The 19596-nt window shown below is 66.4% G+C and carries 19 protein-coding genes and 1 tRNA gene; 6 read left to right on the top strand and 14 right to left on the bottom strand.

All coding sequences use genetic code 11. The features are described from left to right. Nucleotides 1-67: 67 nt before the first annotated feature. The gene (locus tag ACQR10_RS29945) at nucleotides 68-805 is read right to left on the bottom strand and encodes a DUF2927 domain-containing protein (protein WP_316177662.1); all 738 of its coding nucleotides are present in this window, start codon (nucleotides 803-805) and stop codon (nucleotides 68-70) included. Between the two features lie 120 nt (nucleotides 806-925). Then, nucleotides 926-1498, bottom strand: coding sequence for a L,D-transpeptidase (locus tag ACQR10_RS29940; protein WP_316177443.1), 573 nt, complete (start codon nucleotides 1496-1498; stop codon nucleotides 926-928). Nucleotides 1499-1775: 277 nt separating this feature from the next. Between ACQR10_RS29940 and ACQR10_RS29935 the strand changes: the two genes are divergently transcribed. Both ACQR10_RS29935 and ACQR10_RS29930 read left to right on the top strand, forming a co-directional pair. After that, nucleotides 1776-3323 carry an acetolactate synthase large subunit gene (locus ACQR10_RS29935; protein WP_316216576.1) on the top strand — a complete coding sequence of 516 codons (1548 nt, stop codon included), beginning with the start codon at nucleotides 1776-1778 and terminating at the stop codon, nucleotides 3321-3323. Between the two features lie 138 nt (nucleotides 3324-3461). Next, complete coding sequence (locus tag ACQR10_RS29930) at nucleotides 3462-3977, top strand: hypothetical protein (RefSeq protein WP_316177447.1); 516 nt, start codon at nucleotides 3462-3464, stop codon at nucleotides 3975-3977. A 177-nt stretch (nucleotides 3978-4154) separates the two neighbouring features. On the opposite strand, the gene ACQR10_RS29925 is transcribed toward ACQR10_RS29930, so the two are convergent. After that, on the bottom strand, nucleotides 4155-4355 hold the full coding sequence (locus tag ACQR10_RS29925; protein WP_315803201.1) for a hypothetical protein: 201 nt from the start codon (nucleotides 4353-4355) through the stop codon (nucleotides 4155-4157). 391 nt (nucleotides 4356-4746) lie between these two features. On the opposite strand from ACQR10_RS29925, the gene ACQR10_RS29920 reads away from it, so the two are divergent. Then, nucleotides 4747-4974, top strand: coding sequence for a hypothetical protein (locus ACQR10_RS29920; protein WP_315803202.1), 228 nt, complete (start codon nucleotides 4747-4749; stop codon nucleotides 4972-4974). 131 nt (nucleotides 4975-5105) lie between these two features. Then, nucleotides 5106-6446: a ferredoxin reductase family protein gene (locus ACQR10_RS29915; RefSeq protein ID WP_316216577.1), complete on the top strand. Its 1341-nt coding sequence runs from the start codon at nucleotides 5106-5108 to the stop codon at nucleotides 6444-6446. Nucleotides 6447-6532: 86 nt separating this feature from the next. Here the strand turns inward: ACQR10_RS29915 and ACQR10_RS29910 are convergent, their stop codons facing one another. From ACQR10_RS29910 to ACQR10_RS29865, 10 genes are all read right to left on the bottom strand, one after another. Beyond that, nucleotides 6533-7591: an urease accessory protein UreH domain-containing protein gene (locus ACQR10_RS29910; RefSeq protein WP_316216578.1), complete on the bottom strand. Its 1059-nt coding sequence runs from the start codon at nucleotides 7589-7591 to the stop codon at nucleotides 6533-6535. A 7-nt stretch (nucleotides 7592-7598) separates the two neighbouring features. Further along, complete coding sequence (locus ACQR10_RS29905; protein ID WP_315714001.1) at nucleotides 7599-7877, bottom strand: metal/formaldehyde-sensitive transcriptional repressor; 279 nt, start codon at nucleotides 7875-7877, stop codon at nucleotides 7599-7601. A gap of 106 nt (nucleotides 7878-7983) precedes the next feature. Next, the gene (locus ACQR10_RS29900) at nucleotides 7984-8700 is read right to left on the bottom strand and encodes a Spy/CpxP family protein refolding chaperone (RefSeq protein ID WP_434848557.1); all 717 of its coding nucleotides are present in this window, start codon (nucleotides 8698-8700) and stop codon (nucleotides 7984-7986) included. A gap of 146 nt (nucleotides 8701-8846) precedes the next feature. Next, a complete protein-coding gene (locus ACQR10_RS29895) occupies nucleotides 8847-12017 on the bottom strand; it encodes an efflux RND transporter permease subunit (RefSeq protein WP_316216583.1) in 3171 nt (1056 codons plus the stop codon). After that, the gene (locus tag ACQR10_RS29890; RefSeq protein ID WP_316216585.1) at nucleotides 12014-13438 is read right to left on the bottom strand and encodes an efflux RND transporter periplasmic adaptor subunit; all 1425 of its coding nucleotides are present in this window, start codon (nucleotides 13436-13438) and stop codon (nucleotides 12014-12016) included. The genes ACQR10_RS29895 and ACQR10_RS29890 overlap by 4 nt, the downstream gene beginning before the upstream one ends. A gap of 75 nt (nucleotides 13439-13513) precedes the next feature. Further along, nucleotides 13514-13906 carry a FixH family protein gene (locus tag ACQR10_RS29885; protein ID WP_316216586.1) on the bottom strand — a complete coding sequence of 131 codons (393 nt, stop codon included), beginning with the start codon at nucleotides 13904-13906 and terminating at the stop codon, nucleotides 13514-13516. Nucleotides 13907-14000: 94 nt separating this feature from the next. After that, entirely contained in the window at nucleotides 14001-14366 is a 366-nt protein-coding gene (locus ACQR10_RS29880; protein WP_316216587.1) for a hypothetical protein, read from the bottom strand. A 171-nt stretch (nucleotides 14367-14537) separates the two neighbouring features. After that, nucleotides 14538-14612 (bottom strand) — tRNA-Val (locus ACQR10_RS29875). A 239-nt stretch (nucleotides 14613-14851) separates the two neighbouring features. Continuing rightward, nucleotides 14852-16138, bottom strand: a complete 1287-nt coding sequence (locus tag ACQR10_RS29870) for a hypothetical protein (protein ID WP_316216651.1) — start codon at nucleotides 16136-16138, stop codon at nucleotides 14852-14854. A gap of 132 nt (nucleotides 16139-16270) precedes the next feature. Beyond that, nucleotides 16271-16915, bottom strand: coding sequence for a DUF1134 domain-containing protein (locus tag ACQR10_RS29865; RefSeq protein WP_316177471.1), 645 nt, complete (start codon nucleotides 16913-16915; stop codon nucleotides 16271-16273). A gap of 119 nt (nucleotides 16916-17034) precedes the next feature. On the opposite strand from ACQR10_RS29865, the gene ACQR10_RS29860 reads away from it, so the two are divergent. Continuing rightward, nucleotides 17035-17541 (top strand): YHS domain-containing (seleno)protein, encoded by a 507-nt coding sequence (locus ACQR10_RS29860; RefSeq protein ID WP_316216652.1) that lies wholly within the window; start codon nucleotides 17035-17037, stop codon nucleotides 17539-17541. Between the two features lie 15 nt (nucleotides 17542-17556). Here ACQR10_RS29860 and cysQ read toward each other — a convergent pair whose 3' ends face one another. Next, nucleotides 17557-18390 carry a 3'(2'),5'-bisphosphate nucleotidase CysQ gene (cysQ, locus tag ACQR10_RS29855; RefSeq protein WP_315803215.1) on the bottom strand — a complete coding sequence of 278 codons (834 nt, stop codon included), beginning with the start codon at nucleotides 18388-18390 and terminating at the stop codon, nucleotides 17557-17559. A 237-nt stretch (nucleotides 18391-18627) separates the two neighbouring features. Between cysQ and chpT the strand changes: the two genes are divergently transcribed. Next, nucleotides 18628-19290, top strand: a complete 663-nt coding sequence (gene chpT / locus ACQR10_RS29850; protein WP_315752676.1) for a histidine phosphotransferase ChpT — start codon at nucleotides 18628-18630, stop codon at nucleotides 19288-19290. Nucleotides 19291-19596 lie beyond the last annotated feature (306 nt).

Raw genomic sequence — 19596 nt, 5'->3', positions numbered from 1 at the left:
CACCAGAGTTTGACGCGCGATAGGAACCTCAACTAAGGGCCAAGACCCCCCGCGAACTCAACCCCTCTCACTCCGCCAGATTGTTGGTCTTCCTCACCCAGGCCCGCACATCCGTCAGCACGTCCGGCAGCACGGCCTTGACCTCGGCGAGCGTCATGCCGGCCTTGACGCGCGGGTCGTACAGCATGTTGAGGATGTACTGGTCGTAGACGTCGAAATAGCCCATCGAGACGTTGTCGTTGAACATCGTCCAGGGCACGCTCGCGGTGTCGTTGATAGGCCCGAGCGACTGCAGCAGCTCCTCATAGGCGCAATCGAGGAAGACGAAATCGCCGTTGTCGACGGTGAGGATGACGTCGGAACGCTCGATCTCGAACGCCTCGTTCTTGCGGAAGCCGGACAGGCATTGCGGATCCAGCGAGGTCTTGATCTCGCGCGCGCGCTCGCTGCCATAGGCCTGGCTGATGGTGTGGTAGAGGTCGCGGTCGCGCACCAGCTTGACGCGGACATTGGCGTCGCCGTCGGTCTCGGTCATCGCGATGTCGAGGTTGCGGATGCGGGCGGCGATGTCGCTGACGACCTTGGCGAGCTGCGCCTTGCGGTCGGCGCGGCGGCCATCGGCGAACACCCGCACCGGCGCGCTGTACTTGCGGATGCGGTCGACCCGGCCCGCCAGGTGATACTCGGCGCCGAACGCGGTCTTGAAGAAGCCGTCGGTGATCTCGGCGTCGGTGAAGCTCTTCTTCTCGACGCGCTGGCGGGCGGCGATCGCCGGGATCTCGGCGGCGGACGCCGGCAGCGGCATGGTCACGAGCGCAGCCAGCGCGGCCACCACCGCGCTCCGCACGGGGCGCCAGGAGCGGGGCCGCTCCTGGCGAGGATGCGCGCTGGGACGTTGCTTCATCGTCGCGGCCGCGTGCGGCGCTCAGTTCTTGATGATCACGGTGGTGCCGACCGAAACGCGGTCATAGAGGTCGGCGACGTCGTCATTGGTCATGCGGAAGCAGCCCGACGATACCGCCTGGCCGATCGTCTCGGGCTCGTTCGAGCCGTGGATTCGGTACAGCGTGGAGCCGAGATACATCGCGCGCGCGCCGAGCGGGTTCTCGATGCCGCCGGCCATGTGGCGCGGCAGGTCGGGCCGGCGCCGCAGCATCTGCGACGGCGGGGTCCAGGCTGGCCATTCCTTCTTGGCGGTGATGCGGTGCACGCCGCTCCAGCGGAACCCGTCGCGGCCGACGCCGATGCCGTAGCGCAGCGCCTGGCCGCCGGGCAGGACCAGATAGAGCCGGCGCTCGCTGGTGTTCACGATGATGGTGCCCGGCGCATATTGGCTCTGGAACATCACGGTCTCGCGCGGGATCGGGCTGACGGCGCCCTGGTAGAAGTTCGGCCCGCCGCCGAAGATGTCCCTGGTGTCGAACATTTCCGCCCGCGCCATCCCGGCGCTTGCCACCGACGCCACCGCAGCAATTCCCAAAGCCAAACAGCGCTTCATTTCCATCCCCTGGCAAATATCAATTCCGTTCGCAGACAGGCCATAAACGGTTGCACTTCGCAACCCACGGCGGCGTGAGGCCGGTATGTGGCGACGGTCCGTGACCCAAATCCCACGGAAAATCGCCCGCGTCCTGGACCAACATCCTGTTAGCCAAGCCCGCGCATGAGCACCGTGGCGATGGCAGCAATGCGGCCAGCCCCTTTGACGCCGCGGGCGAACAATGATTGATCTGCCCAGCATTGCAAATGGCGCGCGGAATCAGCAGGAGAATAGGATGAACGGTGCGGAAAGCCTGGTGCGGACCCTGGTCGCGGGGGGCGTTGACGTCTGCTTTACCAATCCGGGCACGTCCGAGATGCACTTCGTCGCCGCGCTCGACCGTGTCGAGGGCATGCGCTGCGTGCTCGGCCTGTTCGAGGGCGTGGTCACCGGCGCCGCCGACGGCTATTTCCGCATGAAGGGCACGCCGGCCTCGACGCTTCTCCATCTCGGCCCCGGGCTCGCCAACGGCCTCGCCAATCTGCACAACGCCAAGAAGGCGCGCTCCGGCATCGTCAACATCGTCGGCCAGCACGCCACCTACCACATCGGCTTCAACGCGCCGCTGACCTCGGACATCGAGGGCCTGGCGCGGCCGATGTCGGACTGGGTGCGGACCTCGCCGAGCGCCAAGGCCGTGGCCGCCGACGGCGCCGCGGCGATCGCCGCCGCCAAGAGCGCGCCGCCGCAGATCGCGACCCTGATCCTGCCCGCCGACACCGCCTGGAACGAGGCCGACGGCGTCGCCCAGGTTCCGGGGGAGGCTCAGCGCCCGAGCTACTCGGCCGATGCGGTCGAGAAGGCCGCCAAGATCCTGCATGCCCACGGTCCCGAGACCCTGGTGCTGATGACCGCGGGCGCGCTGACCGAGCAGGCGCTGACCTTCGCTCAGCAGATCGCCGGCAAGACCGGCTGCCGCGTGATGGGCCAGACCTATCACCCGCGCATGGCCCGCGGCGCCGGGCGGTTCTCGATCGACCGCATTCCCTACGTGATCGAGCAGGCGCTGCCGATCCTGAAGAACTACAAGCACATCGTGCTGGTCGAGGCCAACGACCCCGTCGCCTTCTTCGCCTATCCGAACAAGCCGAGCATGCTGAAGGCCGAGGGCACCGAGGTCCACCGCATGACGGCCTGGGGCGAGAACTCGGCCGCCGCGCTCGAGGCGCTCGCCGGCCATCTCGGCGCCAAGGCCGCGGACGTCAAGCCGCAGCCGCTCGCCGAGCTGATCAAGCCCACCGGGGCGCTCAACCACGCCACCATCGCGCAGGCGATCGCCTATGCGATTCCGGAGAACGCGATCGTGGTCGACGAATCCATCACCACCGGCCGCGGCTTCTTCCCGCCGACGGCGGCCGCCAAGCCGCACGACTGGCTGCAGAACATGGGCGGCTCGATCGGCTTCTCGACCCCGGTCGCGACCGGCGCCGCGGTGGCCTGCCCGGATCGCAAGGTGATGTGCCTCGTCGGCGACGGCAGCGCCATGTACACGATCCAGTCGCTGTGGACCCAGGCGCGCGAGAACCTCAACGTCGTCACGGTGGTGTTCGCCAACAGGATCTATCAGATCCTGCGCGGCGAGTTCGACGGCGTCGGCGCCGGCGAGCCCGGCCGGCGCGCCCAGGACATGCTGAAGATCGACCGCCCGACGCTCGACTTCGTCGCCATGGCGAAGGGCATGGGCGTCCCCGGCCGCGCCGTCACCTCGGCCGACGAGTTCAATGCCGCGCTGGCCGAGGCGAACGCCGAATACGGTCCGCGCCTGATCGAAGTGCAGATGTAGGTTCCTCCGCCCGCAACCCGGCGGCCGCAAATCGGCCGCCGGTTGATGGCAGCGTCATGTCAGCATTTATGTGGTTGGCGACTCAGCACGATCGCGTGTTGATGGTGACGTCTCCATCGTTTGTTTTGTTTGGGCGGCATGCACAGCGAATTGAACCGGCTGATCTCCGCGTTGCAGGAGTTCTATGCGCGCGAGCGCTTCATCCTCGACCGCGATCTCGGTGAGCGCGCTTTGACGCACCGGCTCTCGGTGCATCTGGAGCGCAACTTCCTCGGCTGGGACGTCGATTGCGACTACAACCGGCTCGGCGACCGCGCCATGCTGCTCCCGCGCGGCACCATCGTCTCGACCGACGACGAGCTGGGAAAATCGATCTACCCCGACATCGTCGTGCACAAGCGCGCCGTGCCCGACAATCTGCTGGCGATCGAGGTCCGCAAGGCCGGCAACCACCAGCCATTGGCGCACGACCGCCACAAGCTGATGGCGCTGACCGACCCGCATCTGTGGTTTGCCTATTGGATCGGCGTGCTGGTGATTCTCGACCGCCGCCACGTGATCACGCCGGAGGTCTATGTCGGGGCCCGAATCGACCCGGTACTGTCGGCCTGGTTCGCGGGGCGATTGCAGCAGATGGGGCTGGCGGCCGCATAGACACGTCAGATCACGGGCGCTGAGACCCGCATCGTGAGAGGCGCCGCCAGCGGCGCGTCCATGAGGCGCGGGAAGAAGAGATCAGACGCGATTGCGCTCTCCAGACGGGATCGGGACCGACCGGTCCGAGCCACAGGCAGCGCCGGGCGTGCCCCTTGAGGCACGCCCGCGCTGGATCTACTTCGACATGCCGTCGCCGGACGTCTTCTTGGCCGACTTCTTCTTCGTCTTGCTCATCTTCATGGTGTCGCCCCCGCCCATGGCGTCGCCGCTCTTCGCCGACTGGCCGGTGGTCGTCATCGGCTTCTCCGTGGACTGGGCAAGAGCGGCCGACGAGACGAACGCGAGGGCGGCGGTAGCGATGATCAGTTTACGCATGCGGAAAACCTCCGTGGGTTGGAAACGCGCCGGACCATAGGCGAATTCGGCCCGCGGCGTTCTGACGCAGTAATCAGGAAAACGTGAGAGTTCCGCCCCGCAAAAGCCGACTTGACCGGCGGCACGGGCAGCGGCGAGGGCGTTCTGTGACGATTGTGCCGGGCGCAGGGAGCCCATGCGCGGGTGAGCGAGGCCAATTTGGCCGAGTGCATCTACGCAGCAGCCTCCACCTGCGGCTGCGGGCTTCGGGCTCGCATCGCGATGCGGTGGCCTCATGGCGCCATGGGAATGAATGTCATGCCAAAAGGTTTAGCGCCCGGTTCTCTCTTCCAAGGAGATCGCGTGGTTCGCGCACCGCGCTCTCGCTGACGCTCAGGCGGAGCGCCGTGACATGGCGGTGCCGACGCTCGCGCCCTTGCGGACGGCGCAGTCGCGCCAGCCCGAAGCGGCCATGGCGCTGCTATGGATCGTCGATCAGTTCTGCCTGCAGCGCGACGTCGCAGCCGAGATCCCGGCCGAGGTTGCTCGAGCCCACGATCAGGCATCGGCATTCTCGCCAAGCTCGGGCGCTGCCTCGAGGCCTTCCGGATCAGCTATCAACGGTCATCAGCCAAACTAACTGAACGAGAACACCCTGCGAGCCCTGTTGAAGTTGGCTTGCAGCTCATGACGATCAGCCTTGAGCCAGCTCAAGGCTGCGCCGCTTAATCAGTCCAGGATTGCGTCGATGTCGTCGTGAGAGAAGCCCGCATGCAAAATCTCAAGCGAGCATTTTGGGGGACCCTGGCGGTTCTCTCGCTGCTGTGGCTGGTTGCGGAACCAGATCCATTTGGACCGGGCGCCTTCTTTCCACTCCGTGAAAGGATGGTGCAGCTGAGTGGCGTCCTGGCAATCGGTTGCATGAGCATGGCGATGATCCTCGCATTGCGACCGCGCTGGCCGGAGGCATGGCTGGGCGGCCTCGACAAGATGTACCGCCTGCACAAATGGTTCGGCATCGCGGCCCTTGTGACCGCCATCGTCCACTGGCTCTGGGCCAACGGTCCGAAATGGGCGGTCGGCTGGGGTCTGCTGGCGCGGCCGGAGCGTGGGGCAAGGCCGCCCATCGCGAATCCCGTCGAGTCTCTGTTTGCGAGCCTGCATGGATCGGCCGAGGGGCTCGGCGAGTGGGCCTTTTACGGCACGGTGGTGCTGATTGCCTTGGCGCTCGTTCAGTCCTTCCCGTATCGGGTGTTCTACAAGACACATCGGCTTCTCGCCCTGGCGTACCTGGTGTTGGTCTTTCATGCGGTCACGCTGACAAAGTTCAGCTACTGGATGTCGCCGCTCGGCTTGACCATGGCGGCGATGCTTGCCTGCGGGACGTGGGCGGCCGCGATTACGCTGCTGCAACGCGTCGGCGCCGGACGGCAGGTCAAAGGCAGGATCACGTCGCTCAAATACTATCCCGGCGTCAGAGCCATGGAGACCGAAATCGAGGTGTCCCATGGCTGGCCCGGGCACAAGCCGGGCCAGTTCGCCTTTGCCACGTCGGACGTCTCCGAGGGCGCCCATCCCTACACAATTGCGTCCGGCTGGAACGCTGAGGACCCCAGGATCACCTTCATCACCAAGGAGCTCGGGGACCATACGAGCCAGTTGCGGGAGAAGCTCCATGTCGGGCAGGAGGTGAAGGTCGAAGGCCCCTATGGCTGCTTCACCTTCGACGACGATTGCACACACCAGATCTGGATCGGCGGTGGCATCGGTATCACGCCTTTTGTCGCCCGCATGAAAGAGCTGGCGATGCGGAAGGGGAGCCCCGATTGCTCTGTCGCGAGGGTGGACTTGTTTCACACCACGGCGGATGTCGACGAGGAGGCCTTGGGAAAGCTCGCTGCGGACGCGCGTTCAGCCAATGTCCGCCTGCACGTTCTCATCGACGGACGACTGACGGGCGACCGTGTTCGCCGGGCGGTGCCGGACTGGCGCAACGCAAGCATCTGGTTCTGCGGTCCGACCGCCTTCGGCGAGGCTCTCAGGCGCGATTTCGGTGCGCAAGACTTTCCTATCAGAGAGCGATTCCACCAGGAGCTCTTCGCGATGCGCTGAGAGGCTTGCGCTCAGGGCATGTCCTTGGCGCAATTGGACCGGCTTCGAACGTGCTGCTCGGGCCCGCCCACCGGAGCGCCTCCGCTTCAGATCATCAGTTCGTGCAGGCCCAGCCAACCCGTATAGGTCCCGACCAGCACGATCAGAGCAGCCGAGAGATAGGGCGCTCGGTGCGCGAAGCGGCTGAAGCCGGACCAGTGGCGCTCGACATGCCGAAGGCTGAGTGCGGCGAGCACGCCGGCGGACACCATGGTGATGGCCAGGCCGATGCCGAAGCACAGCACCAGGACGAAGCCCAGGCTGAACTGCTTCAGTTGAATGCACAACAGCAGGACCGTGATGGCGGCGGGGCAAGGGATCAGGCCGCCGCTCAGTCCGAACAGGACGATCTGTGCGGTCGTGACCGTACGGCCGGCGAAGCGCCTGCGAATGTCGTCGGCGTGGGCGCGCGCATGGGCATCGTCCTCGTCGCCGAGGTCCATGTGATCGTGCGTGTGCTCCTCGAACAGCATCTCCACGGAGTCCCCGGCAAGCGTGATGCGTGCCTTGAAGGCGTGCGGCTCCGGGATCTCCTCGATGCTCTCCAGGACGTCGCCGCTGGTCCGGAAGCTGAACCGCTGCTCGCGGCCGTCGTCGCGGACGGTCGTGACGTGGAGCGTGTCGGCGGCCGGGAGTGCGGTCTCGTCCCGGATCCGCCAACGCGGCGGCACGCCGTCTTCGAAGATCTCGACCGACAGCGCGTGGCCGGCGAGCGCGATCGATCGCGGCCCGTCGTGATGATGATGGTCATGGTGCCCATTCTGGTCGCGCCAGGTGCGCCAGACCATCCAGGCCGCGATGCCGATGATGATGACGGCCGAGATCAGTTGCAGGAAGGCCTCGCTGCGCGCGCCCGAGAGCTCCTGGCCGAAGTGAAGGCCGGCGAGGGCGACCACCCATACGATCGCGGTGTGGGAGATGGTCGCTGAGAGGCCGAGCAGAACGGCCTGCAGGACGGTGCCGCGGATCGCGACGATGAAGGCGGCCATCATGGTCTTGGAATGGCCGGGCTCCAGGCCATGCAGCGCACCCAGGGCAATCGCGCTGGGCACGAACAGCCACGCATGCGCGCTGCCTTGCTGGAGCAGTTGAGCCAGATCGGTCATGCCAGTCTCACTTCAGATAGGTCCGCACGACTTCGATCAGGTCGGCGGCGCCCTTGGCCTTGTCGGGATCGCTTTCGTGGGCGGGGTCCACGACATGGTGCCGGATGTGATCTTCCAGCAGCTCGGTGGTCAGGCCTCCGATGGCGCCCCGGACCGACGCGACGAGCATCAGCACGTCGGCGCAGCCGAGCTCCGCCTCGAGCGCGCGCTCCACCGCGTCGATCTGGCCCTTGATGCGCCGGACGCGCGCGAGAAGCTTGGACTTGTGCTTGATGGTATGCGACATCGAGATAATATAGGGGGGTACCCTATATTAGTCAACTTCACATGTCGACCGCAGATGTCGAATGCGACGCTCGCGGCGTATCCGCTTGTCGATCGGCCCTCGGCGGCTAATGGCCCCGCTGCATCCGCATGGAGCTCATTCGCCCGCCCTGCATCCGCATCGGCGTCATGCCGAGATTGGGCGCGAGCAGTTCGTCGGCCGCCTTTCGCTGCTCGTCGGAAAAGGTTGCGACGAGGTCGCTCAGGGTGGTCTTGATCGCTCGCGTGGCGTCGAGGCGAGCCGATAGCGATTTTTCCTGTGCGGTCAGCTGGTCGAGCACCGTCTCCGAGCCGGACTGCGACATCATCGCAATCCTGAGATCACCGAGCGTCTTCGCACGCGCGCGAAACGCGTCGGCGAAACCGTTCCATGCCGGCATCTGGGCGTCCGTGATCTTGAGCTCCGCCCGCAGGAACGCGATCCGTCCCTCCACATGATCGAGCACCTCCATGCCGCCCATGCCATCGTCGGACGGCCGCGTCATGCCGGACATCATCGGCATCATGTTGGACATCGGCATGCTGTCCATCATCTTCATCATGCCGCCGCCCATCATGGTCTGTGACGAGCTCGCTCCGCTGGTCGATTTGCCGGCATCCGTTGCTGGCGCTTCCTTCTGATCAGGATGATGGGCCGAATGGTCAGTGGAGGATTGAGCAAAGGCGGGATGCGCCAAAGCCGAAAACGCCAACAGAAAAGCCAGGGGCAATCTTTGCATGACCAAGTCCTCCTTCAGGGGGCGATCAACAATGGCCGGACGTAGGCCATTCAGGTTGATCCACATCAACGACCGGCGGGCTCAGGGGGGACGATCGTTCGTCTTCAGCGCCGGTACGGCTAGTCGCTGACCATGATCGGGCGCCTTCGCCTGCGACCACCGGGGCTCCTGTCGCGAAATTTTTCATCGTCTCTCCTCTCGCTGTCGGTGGATCAGGCTGCCCTTTGCACGCCCTGCGACCCGCTTAAGGCGTCCGCCGTCGTCCCTGTTCTGGTCGACAGGCTGCGTCCCTTCACCAGACCGAAGATGGCCGGAATCACGATCAGGGTGAGAAGGGTCGACGAGATCATGCCGCCGATCATCGGCACGGCGATGCGCTGCATGATCTCCGAGCCCGTGCCGGTGCTCCACATGATCGGCAGGAGGCCCGCCATGATGGCGACGACGGTCATCATCTTCGGGCGCACACGCTCGACCGCGCCCTCCATGATCGCGTCCTGGAGATCCTGCCGGTTCAGGGGGCGACCTTCGGCATCGCGCCTCGCCTTCACCGCAGCCAGCGCGTGATCGAGATAGATCAGCATCACCACGCCGGTCTCTGCGGCGACGCCGGCAAGCGCGATGAAGCCGACGGCGACGGCGACCGACAGATTGAAGCCGAGCCACCACATCATCCAGATGCCACCGACGAGCGCGAAGGGCAGCGACAGCATCACGATCAGGGTCTCGGTCATGGCCCTGAAGTTCAGATACAGCAGCAGGAAGATGATGGTGAGCGTCACCGGAATGACGATCTTGAGCCGGGCCGCCGCGCGCTGCAGATACTCATACTGCCCGCTCCAGAGCACATAGGTGCCGGCCGGAAACCGGATGCTCTCGGCGACGGCACGCTGCGCGTCCGCGACGTAGCTGCCGATGTCGCGGTCACGGATGTCGACATAGATGTATGTCGCGAGCTGTCCGTTCTCGGTCCGGATCGACGTGGGACCCCTGGCCGGCTCGACCTTCGCGACCTCGCCGAGCGGCACGGCGCCGCCGGACGGCATCGGCACCAGCACCTCGCTGGCGATGGCCTTCGGATTGTCGCGGAGATCGCGCGGATAGCGCATGTTCACGCTGAAGCGCTGACGGCCCTCGACGGTCGTGGTGATCGTCTGGCCGCCGAGGGCCGCTGCGATCGTATCCTGAACGTCCTGGACCAGGAGGCCGTAGCGGGCGAGAGCCTCGCGATCGGGCGTGATCTCGAGGTAATAGCCGCCGATGCCGCGCTCGGCATAGGCCGAGGAGGTTCCGGGAACGGTCTTGATCACCCGCTCGATCTGCTTGGCCAGACGATCGATCTCGGCGAGGTCCGTGCCCATCACCTTGACGCCGATCGGCGTGCGGATGCCGGTCGAGAGCATGTCGATGCGCGCCTTGATCGGCATCGTCCAGGCGTTGGAGACGCCAGGGAATTGCAGCGCCTTGTCCATCTCGGCAACGAGGCCGTCGATGGTGACGCCGGGACGCCACTGCTCCCTCGGCTTGAGGTTGACGACCGTCTCGAACATCTCGGTCGGCGCAGGGTCGGTGGCGGTCGCCGCGCGTCCGGCCTTGCCATAAACCGAGGCGACCTCCGGGAACGACTTGATGATCCGGTCCTGCATCTGCATCAGCTCTGCCGCCTTGGTCACGGAGATGCCGGGCAGGGTGGTCGGCATGTAGAGCAGCGTGCCCTCGTTCAGGCTCGGCATGAACTCGGTGCCGAGCTGGCGCGCCGGCCAGATGGAGACGGCAAGAACGACCATGGCTGCGAGGATCACGAGCGTTTTCGCTTGCAGCACGCCCTTGATGACCGGGCGGTAGATCCAGATCAGGAAGCGGTTGATGATGTTGCGATGCTCGGGAATGATCCTGCCGCGGACGAAGATCACCATCAGCGCCGGCACCAGCGTCACCGAGAGCAGCGCCGCTGCCGCCATCGAGAACGTCTTGGTGAAGGCGAGCGGGCTGAACAGGCGGCCTTCCTGCGACTCCAGCGTGAAGATCGGCATGAACGACACGGTGATGATCAGCAGGCTGAAGAACAGGGCGGGACCGACCTCCGCGGCGGCGTCGATCAGGATCTGGACACGCGACTGGTCGGGCTTGGCGCGCTCCAGGTGCTTGTGGGCGTTCTCGATCATGATGATCGCCGCATCCACCATGGCGCCGATCGCAATCGCGATGCCCCCCAGGCTCATGATGTTCGAGCCTAGGCCGAGCAGCTTCATCGCGCCGAACGCCATCAGCACGCCGACCGGCAACATCAGGATGGCGACCAGGGCGCTGCGCACGTGCAGCAGGAACACGATGCAGACGAAGGCGACGACGATGCTCTCCTCGAGCAGCGTGTGCTTGAGCGTGTCGATCGCGGCATAGATCAGGTTCGAGCGGTCGTAGACCGGAACGATCTCGACCGATCTGGGCAAGCTGCTCGCGATCTCATGCAGGCGCTTCTTGACGTTCTCGATGACGTCGAGGGCGTTGACGCCGAAGCGCTGCAGCACGATGCCGCTGGCGACCTCGCCCTCGCCGTTGAGCTCCGCGATGCCGCGCCGCTCGTCGGGACCGAGCTCGACATTGGCGACGTCGCGCAGCAGCACCGGCGTTCCGCCGGACGTCTTGAGCACGATGTTGCCGAGATCGTCGATGCTCTTCAGATAGCCCTTGCCGCGGATGACGTATTCGAACTCGGACAGCTCGACCGTGCGGCCGCCGACATCGGCATTGCTGGCGCGGATCGCGTCGCGGATCTTCTGCAGGCTGATGCCGCGGTCGCGCATGCGCTGCGGGTCGAGCACGACGTTGTATTGCTTGACGAAGCCGCCGATGCTGGCGACCTCGGCGACGCCCTCGGCCCTGGCGAGCGCGAATTTCAGGTTCCAGTCCTGGATCGTGCGGGTGTCGGCGAGATTGAGCTCCTTCGACATGACCGCATATTGATACACCCAGCCGACCCCGGTCGCGTCCGGGCCGATCGTCGGTGTCACCCCCGCCGGAAGCCTTGAGGCCGCGCTGTTCAGGAATTCCATCACGCGCGAGCGTGCCCAGTAGATGTCGGTGCCGTCCTCGAAGATGACGTAGACGAACGACACGCCGAAGAACGAGAAGCCGCGTACGACCTTCGACTTCGGCACCGTGAGCATGGCGGTCGTGAGGGGATAGGTGACCTGGTCCTCGATGACTTGAGGCGCCTGACCGGAATATTCGGTGTAGACGATCACCTGGGTGTCCGACAGATCGGGGATCGCGTCGAGCGGGAGGTGAATGAGCGCGTAGAAGCCGGCCGCGGCGGCGAATCCGGTGCCGAACAGGACCAGCAGCAGGTTGCGTGCCGACCAGGCGATGACGCGGGCGATCATTTGTGCTCTCCCATGCCGGCGTGGTCGCCGCCGGCGGATTGCGCTCCGTCGGCGTCCGCGAAGCTCTTCAGCGCGGCCTTCAGGTTGCTTTCGGCGTCGATCAGGAAGTTGGCGGAGGTAACGACCGCCTCGCCATCCGACAGGCCGTCGCGCACCTCGACATAGCTGGCATCGCGGCGGCCGAGCCTCACGGCGCGCGGCTCGTAGCGACCGTCGCCCTTGTCGATCAGGACAGCCTGGCGGCTGCCGGTGTCGAGCACGGCATCGGCCGGCACGGCCAACAGCGGCGCCGGATCCGCGGTGTCGATCTCGGCGTCGACATACATGTCCGGCAGCAGCGCGAGGTCGTGGTTGGTGAGCTCGATCCGCACCCGCACGGTACGCGTGTCCTTGTTCACCTGGGGATAGATCACCGCGATGGATCCGGCGAAGGTCCGGCCCGGGAAGCTGCGCGCGCGGATGGTCACGGGCTGACCCACCGCGATGTTGCCGAGGTCGCGTTCGGCCACGTCGACGAGCGCCCACACCACGGATATGTCGGCGATCCGGAACAGCACGTCGCCCGGATTGGCGCGCATGCCTTCGATCGCGTTGCGCTCGAGCACGATGCCGTCGCGGGGCGCCGACCATTGCACCGTGACCGGTGCGATGCGCGACTTCTCCATGGCGGTGATCACCGGCTCCGGGACATCGAGATTGGTCAGGCGCTGGCGCGAGCCGCGTCCGTAGACTGCATTGCCGCCGACGAGGTTCGAGTTGATCGTCGAGAGATATTCGGCTGCGGCGGCAGCGATCGCCGAACTGTAGATCTCCATCAGCGGCTGGCCGGCCTTCACGCGCGTGCCCGTGGTGACGTCGGTGATCTTCTGTACGAAGCTCTCTGCCCGCATCGCGATCACCGAGACGCGCCGCTCGTCGAGCTGGATCGTACCCGGCGCCTTGACCGCGATGCGAAGCGTGCGCCGCTCGACCGACGCGGATCTCACGCCCGTTCGCTGGATCTTGCCGGGCGACAGCTTGACCACGCCATCCTCGGCATCGTCGCCTTCGTAGACGGGAACGTAGTCCATCCCCATCGGGTCCTTCTTCGGGGAAGGCGACGTGTCCGGCAGCCCCATTGGATTGCGGTAGTAGAGAATCCGGCGCGAGGAGTCGGCCTGCTGCTTCGGCTTGGCCGGCTCCGGCGTGGCCTGATCGTCGTCGTAGACCGGCAGGTAGTCCCGCCCGCGATCGTCTTTCCTGGGGCCCGCCGACCAGGCAGGGGCGCCGCTGGGATCGCGGTAGTACAGCGGCATTCGCTCTGCCGCCGCCGCGGCGTGATGGGTGCGAAGCGACGGGAGCGAGCTCTCGATCGACCAGAGACCGGCCATACTAATTCCGGCGCCGAGTGTAATGGTCGCGAGCAGGCGCAAAATGGTCATGGCATCACCGTGAGGCGCGCTGGCGCGCGCTATCCATTGGAAGGGTGGGGCGCCGTCGGGGAGCGCCCCGCAGGCTCACTTGATCGCCTTGACGATGACCTTGCCGGTGACCGTCTCCGGCTCGCCCTGCACCTTGGCGGAGAGCGTGACCTGGTAGCGCCCGGCCATCGGCAGGTCGGTCTTGAAGGCGTAGACGCCGGGCTCCCTGGACGGCAGCGGCGCCACGTCCGACACCATGTCGGCCATCCCGTCCGGCGCCATGTCGACGCGGGTCTTGAAAATGACCGCGTCGGTGACGGCCTTGCCGGTCTGCTTGTGGGTGAGACGAACGGCGACCCTGACGTCGTCGCCCTTCTTCATCTCGGCGGTGACGGGCTCGAAGCTGTAGTCGGCAGCGCCGGCGGTGGCGGCCGATGCGGCGAGCGAAAGAGTGGCGGCGAGAGCCGCGGTGCTGATTCTGGAAAGCATGGTCCTGTCCTCATGAATGAATCTCGGCCGTGGCGCTCCGCGGCGCGCACGTCGGTCATCGGCGCGCAGGCGTTGCGCGCCGGCTCGTGCGAGATCAGATTCGAGGAGGTCGGAACGGAGGACTGCCGCTGTGAAGAGCAGCGACCTGGTCGGCGGGAATGGCGATCCTGGTCGCGCTCAGGGCAAGCGGCGCGAAGGTAACGGCCCTGACATCGCCGAGCGCAACCGTCCCGCCCGCGCAGCAGAAACCCATGCCGCATTTGTAGGTGTGCGAAGGCGAGCCGGTGCCCTTCATGTCGTCGGGACAGCATTCGTCCATCGACATGCCGGCCCCGTCGTCCATCTGCATGCTCGTCTGCATCTCGTCCGACGACGCCATCGCAGCCGCCGATGCGCCGATCGGCAGCATCGCCAGCGACAGCGCAATCGCAAACGCCAGGATGGTACGGACGAGCCGCATCGAGATGGAGATACCTTTCGGGCCGCGGAACGAGACGACTAACATAAGCGAGGCGCCGACGCAGTCGTTGATCCCGCTCAATCCTGCGTGACCATCGCGTCGCCCGAGGCATGACGACAGGCCAGACCAGCCCAAGCGATCGCATGAAAGGAAAGGGGTGGCGGCGGCAAATGGTGGGCGCACAAGGGATCGAACCTTGGACCTCTCCCGTGTGAAGGGAACGCTCTCCCGCTGAGCTATGCGCCCGGTTGCCGGTGGCGGTCGTGGCTGTGAGCCAGCGAGGCGCCCGAAGCAGTCCGTCGGAGCCCGCGATTTACGAAGCGCGGGCAGGGGGTGTCAAGGATTTGCGGCGGAGATGGCGAGGAAAACTGCTGGAGCGCGCCGGGCTGTCCTCGATCGGGGCCGAAACCGGCTCCATGGCGTGCCGGCTTCCATGCTGAACGGAGGAGCAGATCCGCGGCACTCCGCGCCCCGCTGGCCCGTTCTCAGGCCCCGATCTGCCTTGCCCGCGAGGCGTGCGACTGCAGCGCGCGGATGCGGTCGGCCAGGGTGCCGCCCTGGGGCGCACCGCCGGCCGCAGCAGCCGGCGCCGCGGCGACGCCATTGGCGTTGGCGGGCTTGGCGGGGGCCGGTTCGGCGGCGAGCATGGCCTCGATGGTCGAGTTCGGGCCCTCGATCTGCATCGCGAGCTTGGCGACCTCGGCGGCGATGTCGTTGATGCGCTCGCGCAGCAGCGCGTTCTCCATCCGCTCCTGGGCCCAGGTGCTCTCGGCCTGCTGCTGGATGGCGTTCATCTCGCGCTGCAGCTTGGTGCGCTCGTCGCGGGCGGCTTGGAGCTGCTGTTCGAGGGCGGCCTTCTCGGATTTGAGCCGCTCGAACGCGGCCGACTTGCCGCTGCCCACGCCGGCCAGCTCCTCGCGCAGCTCCTTCAAGGCGCGGTCGGCGGCCACGTTGGCCTCGCGCAACTGGTTGTTCTCGAAGTCGCGCTCGGCGAGCAGCTTGCCCTGGGTCGACAGCCGGCCCTCGAGGTCGGCGACGCGCGTCGCCAGCATCTCGGCTTCCTTGACCTGGACGATCAGCTGGCGGTCGAGCTCGGTGACGCGCTGGCTGAGATTCTCGACCCGCGCGCGGGCGTCGTTGAGCGCCTTGGTCGCGGTGTCGGATTCGTCGCGCTCCAGCGCGAGGCGGGCCTGGGTCGCGGAGAATTCCTTCTCGGCGTCGGAGACGCGGCTGCGCAGCTCCTCGACCTGGGTCCTGACCGAGACCAGCTCGACCTGGCGGCTGTCGGCCAGCAGCGCCTTGTCGTTGAGCTCGGCGGTGAGGCGGACCTGCTCGGCCTGCTTCTCCTTCAGCGCCTGCTCGGCGGCGCGCAGCGCCTCGGTCTTGGCGGCGAACTCTTCTTCCGTGGCGCGGAGCTGGTCCTTGAGCGCCTTCTCGCGCGCTTCGAGGGCGAAGATCGCGGCGTTCTTCTCGCCGAGCTCGATCTTCATGCGGTTGATGGCGTCGGTCTTCTTGCCGAGGTCGGCGAGCTGGCCGGTGGCCTTGTTCTTGAGCGCGTCGACGCTCATCTCCAACCGCCGCGCCGACATCGCGAACTCCGCGCGCAGCTGGTCCTTGTCGGCCTGGATCTCGGCCATCGACAGCGGCGTCGCCGCCTCGAGCCGTCGCGTCGTCAGCCGCACCGCACGATTGTGCACCAGCGGCACGACCATGAGGGCACAGAGCATGGCGATCAGAAAACCGATCGCAAAATACATGATCGGCTCGACCATGACGCACAACTCCCGATCCGAAATGATTAACAGAATCACAATGCACGGCGGGCTGATTCATTGCCAGCCCAATGCCGTGTTAACCTTGATCCGTCACGGGAGAACGTGTCCTGGCGGTATCAGCCAGCGCCGTCAGAACGGGTTCCAGGTCGCGCTCGGCGTGAACTTGAGGTAGCCGACATTGGCGCCGAGCCGCAGGCCGATGCCGGACCTGATCGGCACCAGCACGATGTTGTTGGCGGTCAGCGCCGTCATGCCGAAGCCGCCGACGATGTAGGCCGAGCCGTCGATGCCGACGAAGCGCTGATAGATCGCGCTGGTGGCCGGCAGATTGTAGACCAAGGTCATGGTGCGGGCGCCGTCGCCGCCCCAGTCGAAGCCGAGCGAGGGGCCCTGCCAGTAGACGCGGAGGTCGCCGGCGTTCTTGGTGTAGAGCGTGCCTTCGCCGTAACGGAGACCGGCGACGAAGGCCCCGGCACCTTCCTCACCCAGGATGTAGCCATTCGGCAGGCCCCATTGGCTGACGGCGCGCTCGATCACCGAGGCGAGGCCACGCGAGACGTTACCGAAAAAGCGGTGGCCGGCATTGACCAGCTCGTCCGGGTTGAAGCTGTCCGGGCTGGGCGCAGGGCGCGGCGGCGGTGCGGGCTGCTGATACGGCGGCGCGGCCTGGTAGGGCGGCGCGGCAGGCGGGGGCGCCTGCTGCGCGGCGACCGACGCGGTCATGGCCAGCACGGCCGCGAGCGTCGTGGCGGCAAGGCGGGATGCGAAACTCATCGATGGAAATCCCCTGCTATCGGCTGCCCGAGCCTCGCCTTAACCTGACGCCAACCACATCGGGCGATTGTCGGGCGAGGGGCGATGCCCCTGCGACTCCCATGTTATCGGCACCAACTATGACCGCACAACGGCAACAACCGCCCCAGACCGGGTCAAAGTCGCTGTTTCGCCTTGTAATTGCCGCCATCACGCTCGCCGCGCTGCCGCCGGTCGGCGCGCCGGCGGCCACGACGCAGCGCATCATCTCCGACCGCTTCAGCGGGCTGGCGATCGACGGCTTCGATCCTGTTTCCTATTTCGTGGATGGCAAGGCCATGCCGGGGCTGCCGGATTTCGAGGCGTCCCAGGGCGGGGTGGTCTGGCGGTTTCGCAACGAGGGCAATCGCGCTTCGTTCCTGGCCCATCCGGAGGTCTACGGCCCGCAATTCGGCGGCTACGACCCGACCGACGTGGCCCGCGGCGTGACGGTGGCCGGCAACCCGCGCTTCTTCGTCGTGGTCGAGGAACGGCTGTTCCTGTTCAACCGCGAGGAGACCCGGGATGCCTTTGCGGCCGACCCCAGCCGCTATCTGTCGCGCGCGGAAGCCCGCTGGCCGGCGCTCGCGGACGACCTGCCGCAATAGCGCGGCAGGGCCGGCTCAAACCTTCACCGCGGCCGGGTCGCCCCAGGCGATGAAGGACGGCACGATGAAGCCGTCGGGGCGCTCGCCATAGCGCAACGGCGCGCCGGTCTCGCTGGTGACGGTGCCGCCGGCGGCTACGACCACGGCATGGCCTGCCGCCACGTCCCATTCCGACGTCGGGCCGAGCCGCGGATAGATGTCGGCCAGACCTTCGGCGAGCCGGCCGAACTTCACGGCCGAGCCGAGCGGCAGGCGCACGGCGCCCGGTCGCGCCGCAATGAAGGCTTCGGTGCGGGCATCGCCATGCGACCGGCTGACCGCGGCGACCCATGCCGCGCCTTGCGGCGGCATCGGCCGGGTGCGGATCGGCTCGGCGGCCGCCAGACCCGCCTCCGTGAACGACAGCCGCTCGGCGCCACGGCCGACCAGCCCGCGCCAGATCTGGCCGATGGCCGGCGCGCAGACGATGCCGAGCAGCGGGCTGCCGCCGGTGACCAGCGCCAGATTGACCGTGAACTCGCCGCGCCCGGCGACGAACTCCTTGGTGCCGTCGAGCGGATCGATCAGGAAGAAGCTGCCCTTGAACGGTCCTGCGCTGGCTCCGACCCGCTCCTCCGACAGCGCGGGAATCGCCGGCGCCAGCCGGGCCAGCCCCTCGGCAATGACCCGGTCGGCGGCAAGATCGGCCTCGGTGACCGGCGAGCCGTCGGACTTGTCGGTGACGGCCATGGCGCGGCGGTTGACGGCGAGGATCGCGTGGGCCGCCTCGACGACGAGCTCCGTCAGGGGTGCCATCAGCGCCGCGGCGGCCTCGACCTCGACGGTTCCTGCAGTCGGTGCCGTCGTCATTGCGCGGTGCTCCTTCCGGCCGTTCCGTACGCAGCTTGCATCATCGTATCCCTGTTCTGGCGTCCGGCGCATCCGGGTACGGCCGTTCGCATGGTCGTTGAGCCGCGGCTGCCGGGAAGACCGCTACGTACTTTCCCGTGTCCCGCGTTCAGTCCGGTGGCGGTCCCTGCTTTCGCAGTGTATCAAGCGTTAACGCAAGCATGATTCGCCCAGGTTCGCGGATTTCAGGAACATCGAATGTCCGGCACGTCCTCTCCCGAGATCGCCAATCCGATTCCCGCTCCCGATACGCTCGAACTTGCCGCTCTGCTCTGCTCGAAGGTCTGCCACGACCTGATTAGTCCGGTCGGCGCCATCGTCAACGGGCTCGAGGTGCTCGACGACAATCCGAAGCCGGAGGATCGCGACTTCGCGCTGGAGCTGATCCGCAAGAGCGCCAAGACGGCGTCGGCCCGGCTGCAATTCTGCCGCCTCGCCTTTGGTGCGGCCGGCTCGGCGGGCGCGCAGATCGATCTCGGCGACGCCCAGACCATGGCGCGCGGCCACATCGAGGACGCCAAGACCTCGATCACCTGGAATCTGCCGCGGCTGCTGTTGCCCAAGAACCGGGTCAAGCTGCTGCTCAACATGATGGTGGTGGCGCAGCAGACGATCCCGCGCGGCGGCATGCTGACCGTCGACCCGATCGGCGATGGCGAGACCATGAGCTTCCGCGTCGCCGCCACCGGGCTCAATGCCCGGCTGCCGCAGAACATCGTCAATCTGCTCGGTGGCGACCTGCAATCGACCATCGATGCCCACGCGGTGCAGCCCTACTACACCCGTCTGCTCGCCGATGCCTGCGGCCTCAAGGTGACGCTCACCGCCGACGGCAATGCGATGGTCGTGCAGGCGGCCTGATCGGGCGGACGTCCTGCCGCGCCGGTGCTGCGACCTCTTGTCGTGGGACAGGCGCAAGAATCCGTTCACCACGGTTAATCAAGCCTTGCCGATGTGTCCGAATTCGTCCGGATGCATCTTATCTCTTTGTTGAGTCCGTTCATTTGCGCTTACTCAACTAATATTAAACGCTTTGCACCGAAACTGGCCACGGTTTGAAGGGCGCGTCATGTCGCGTTCCGTTGCGTGCGAAGGCCAGTTTCATGGACGATCTGTTGCGTGAGTTCCTGACGGAGACCAGCGAGAGCCTGGATACCGTCGACAATC

This window comes from Bradyrhizobium sp. HKCCYLRH2060, from assembly GCF_051168135.1.
Classification (GTDB): Bacteria; Pseudomonadota; Alphaproteobacteria; order Rhizobiales; family Xanthobacteraceae; genus Bradyrhizobium.
The sequence above is the reverse complement of the archived record's forward strand: the minus strand, read 5'-3'. Positions and strand labels throughout refer to the sequence as shown.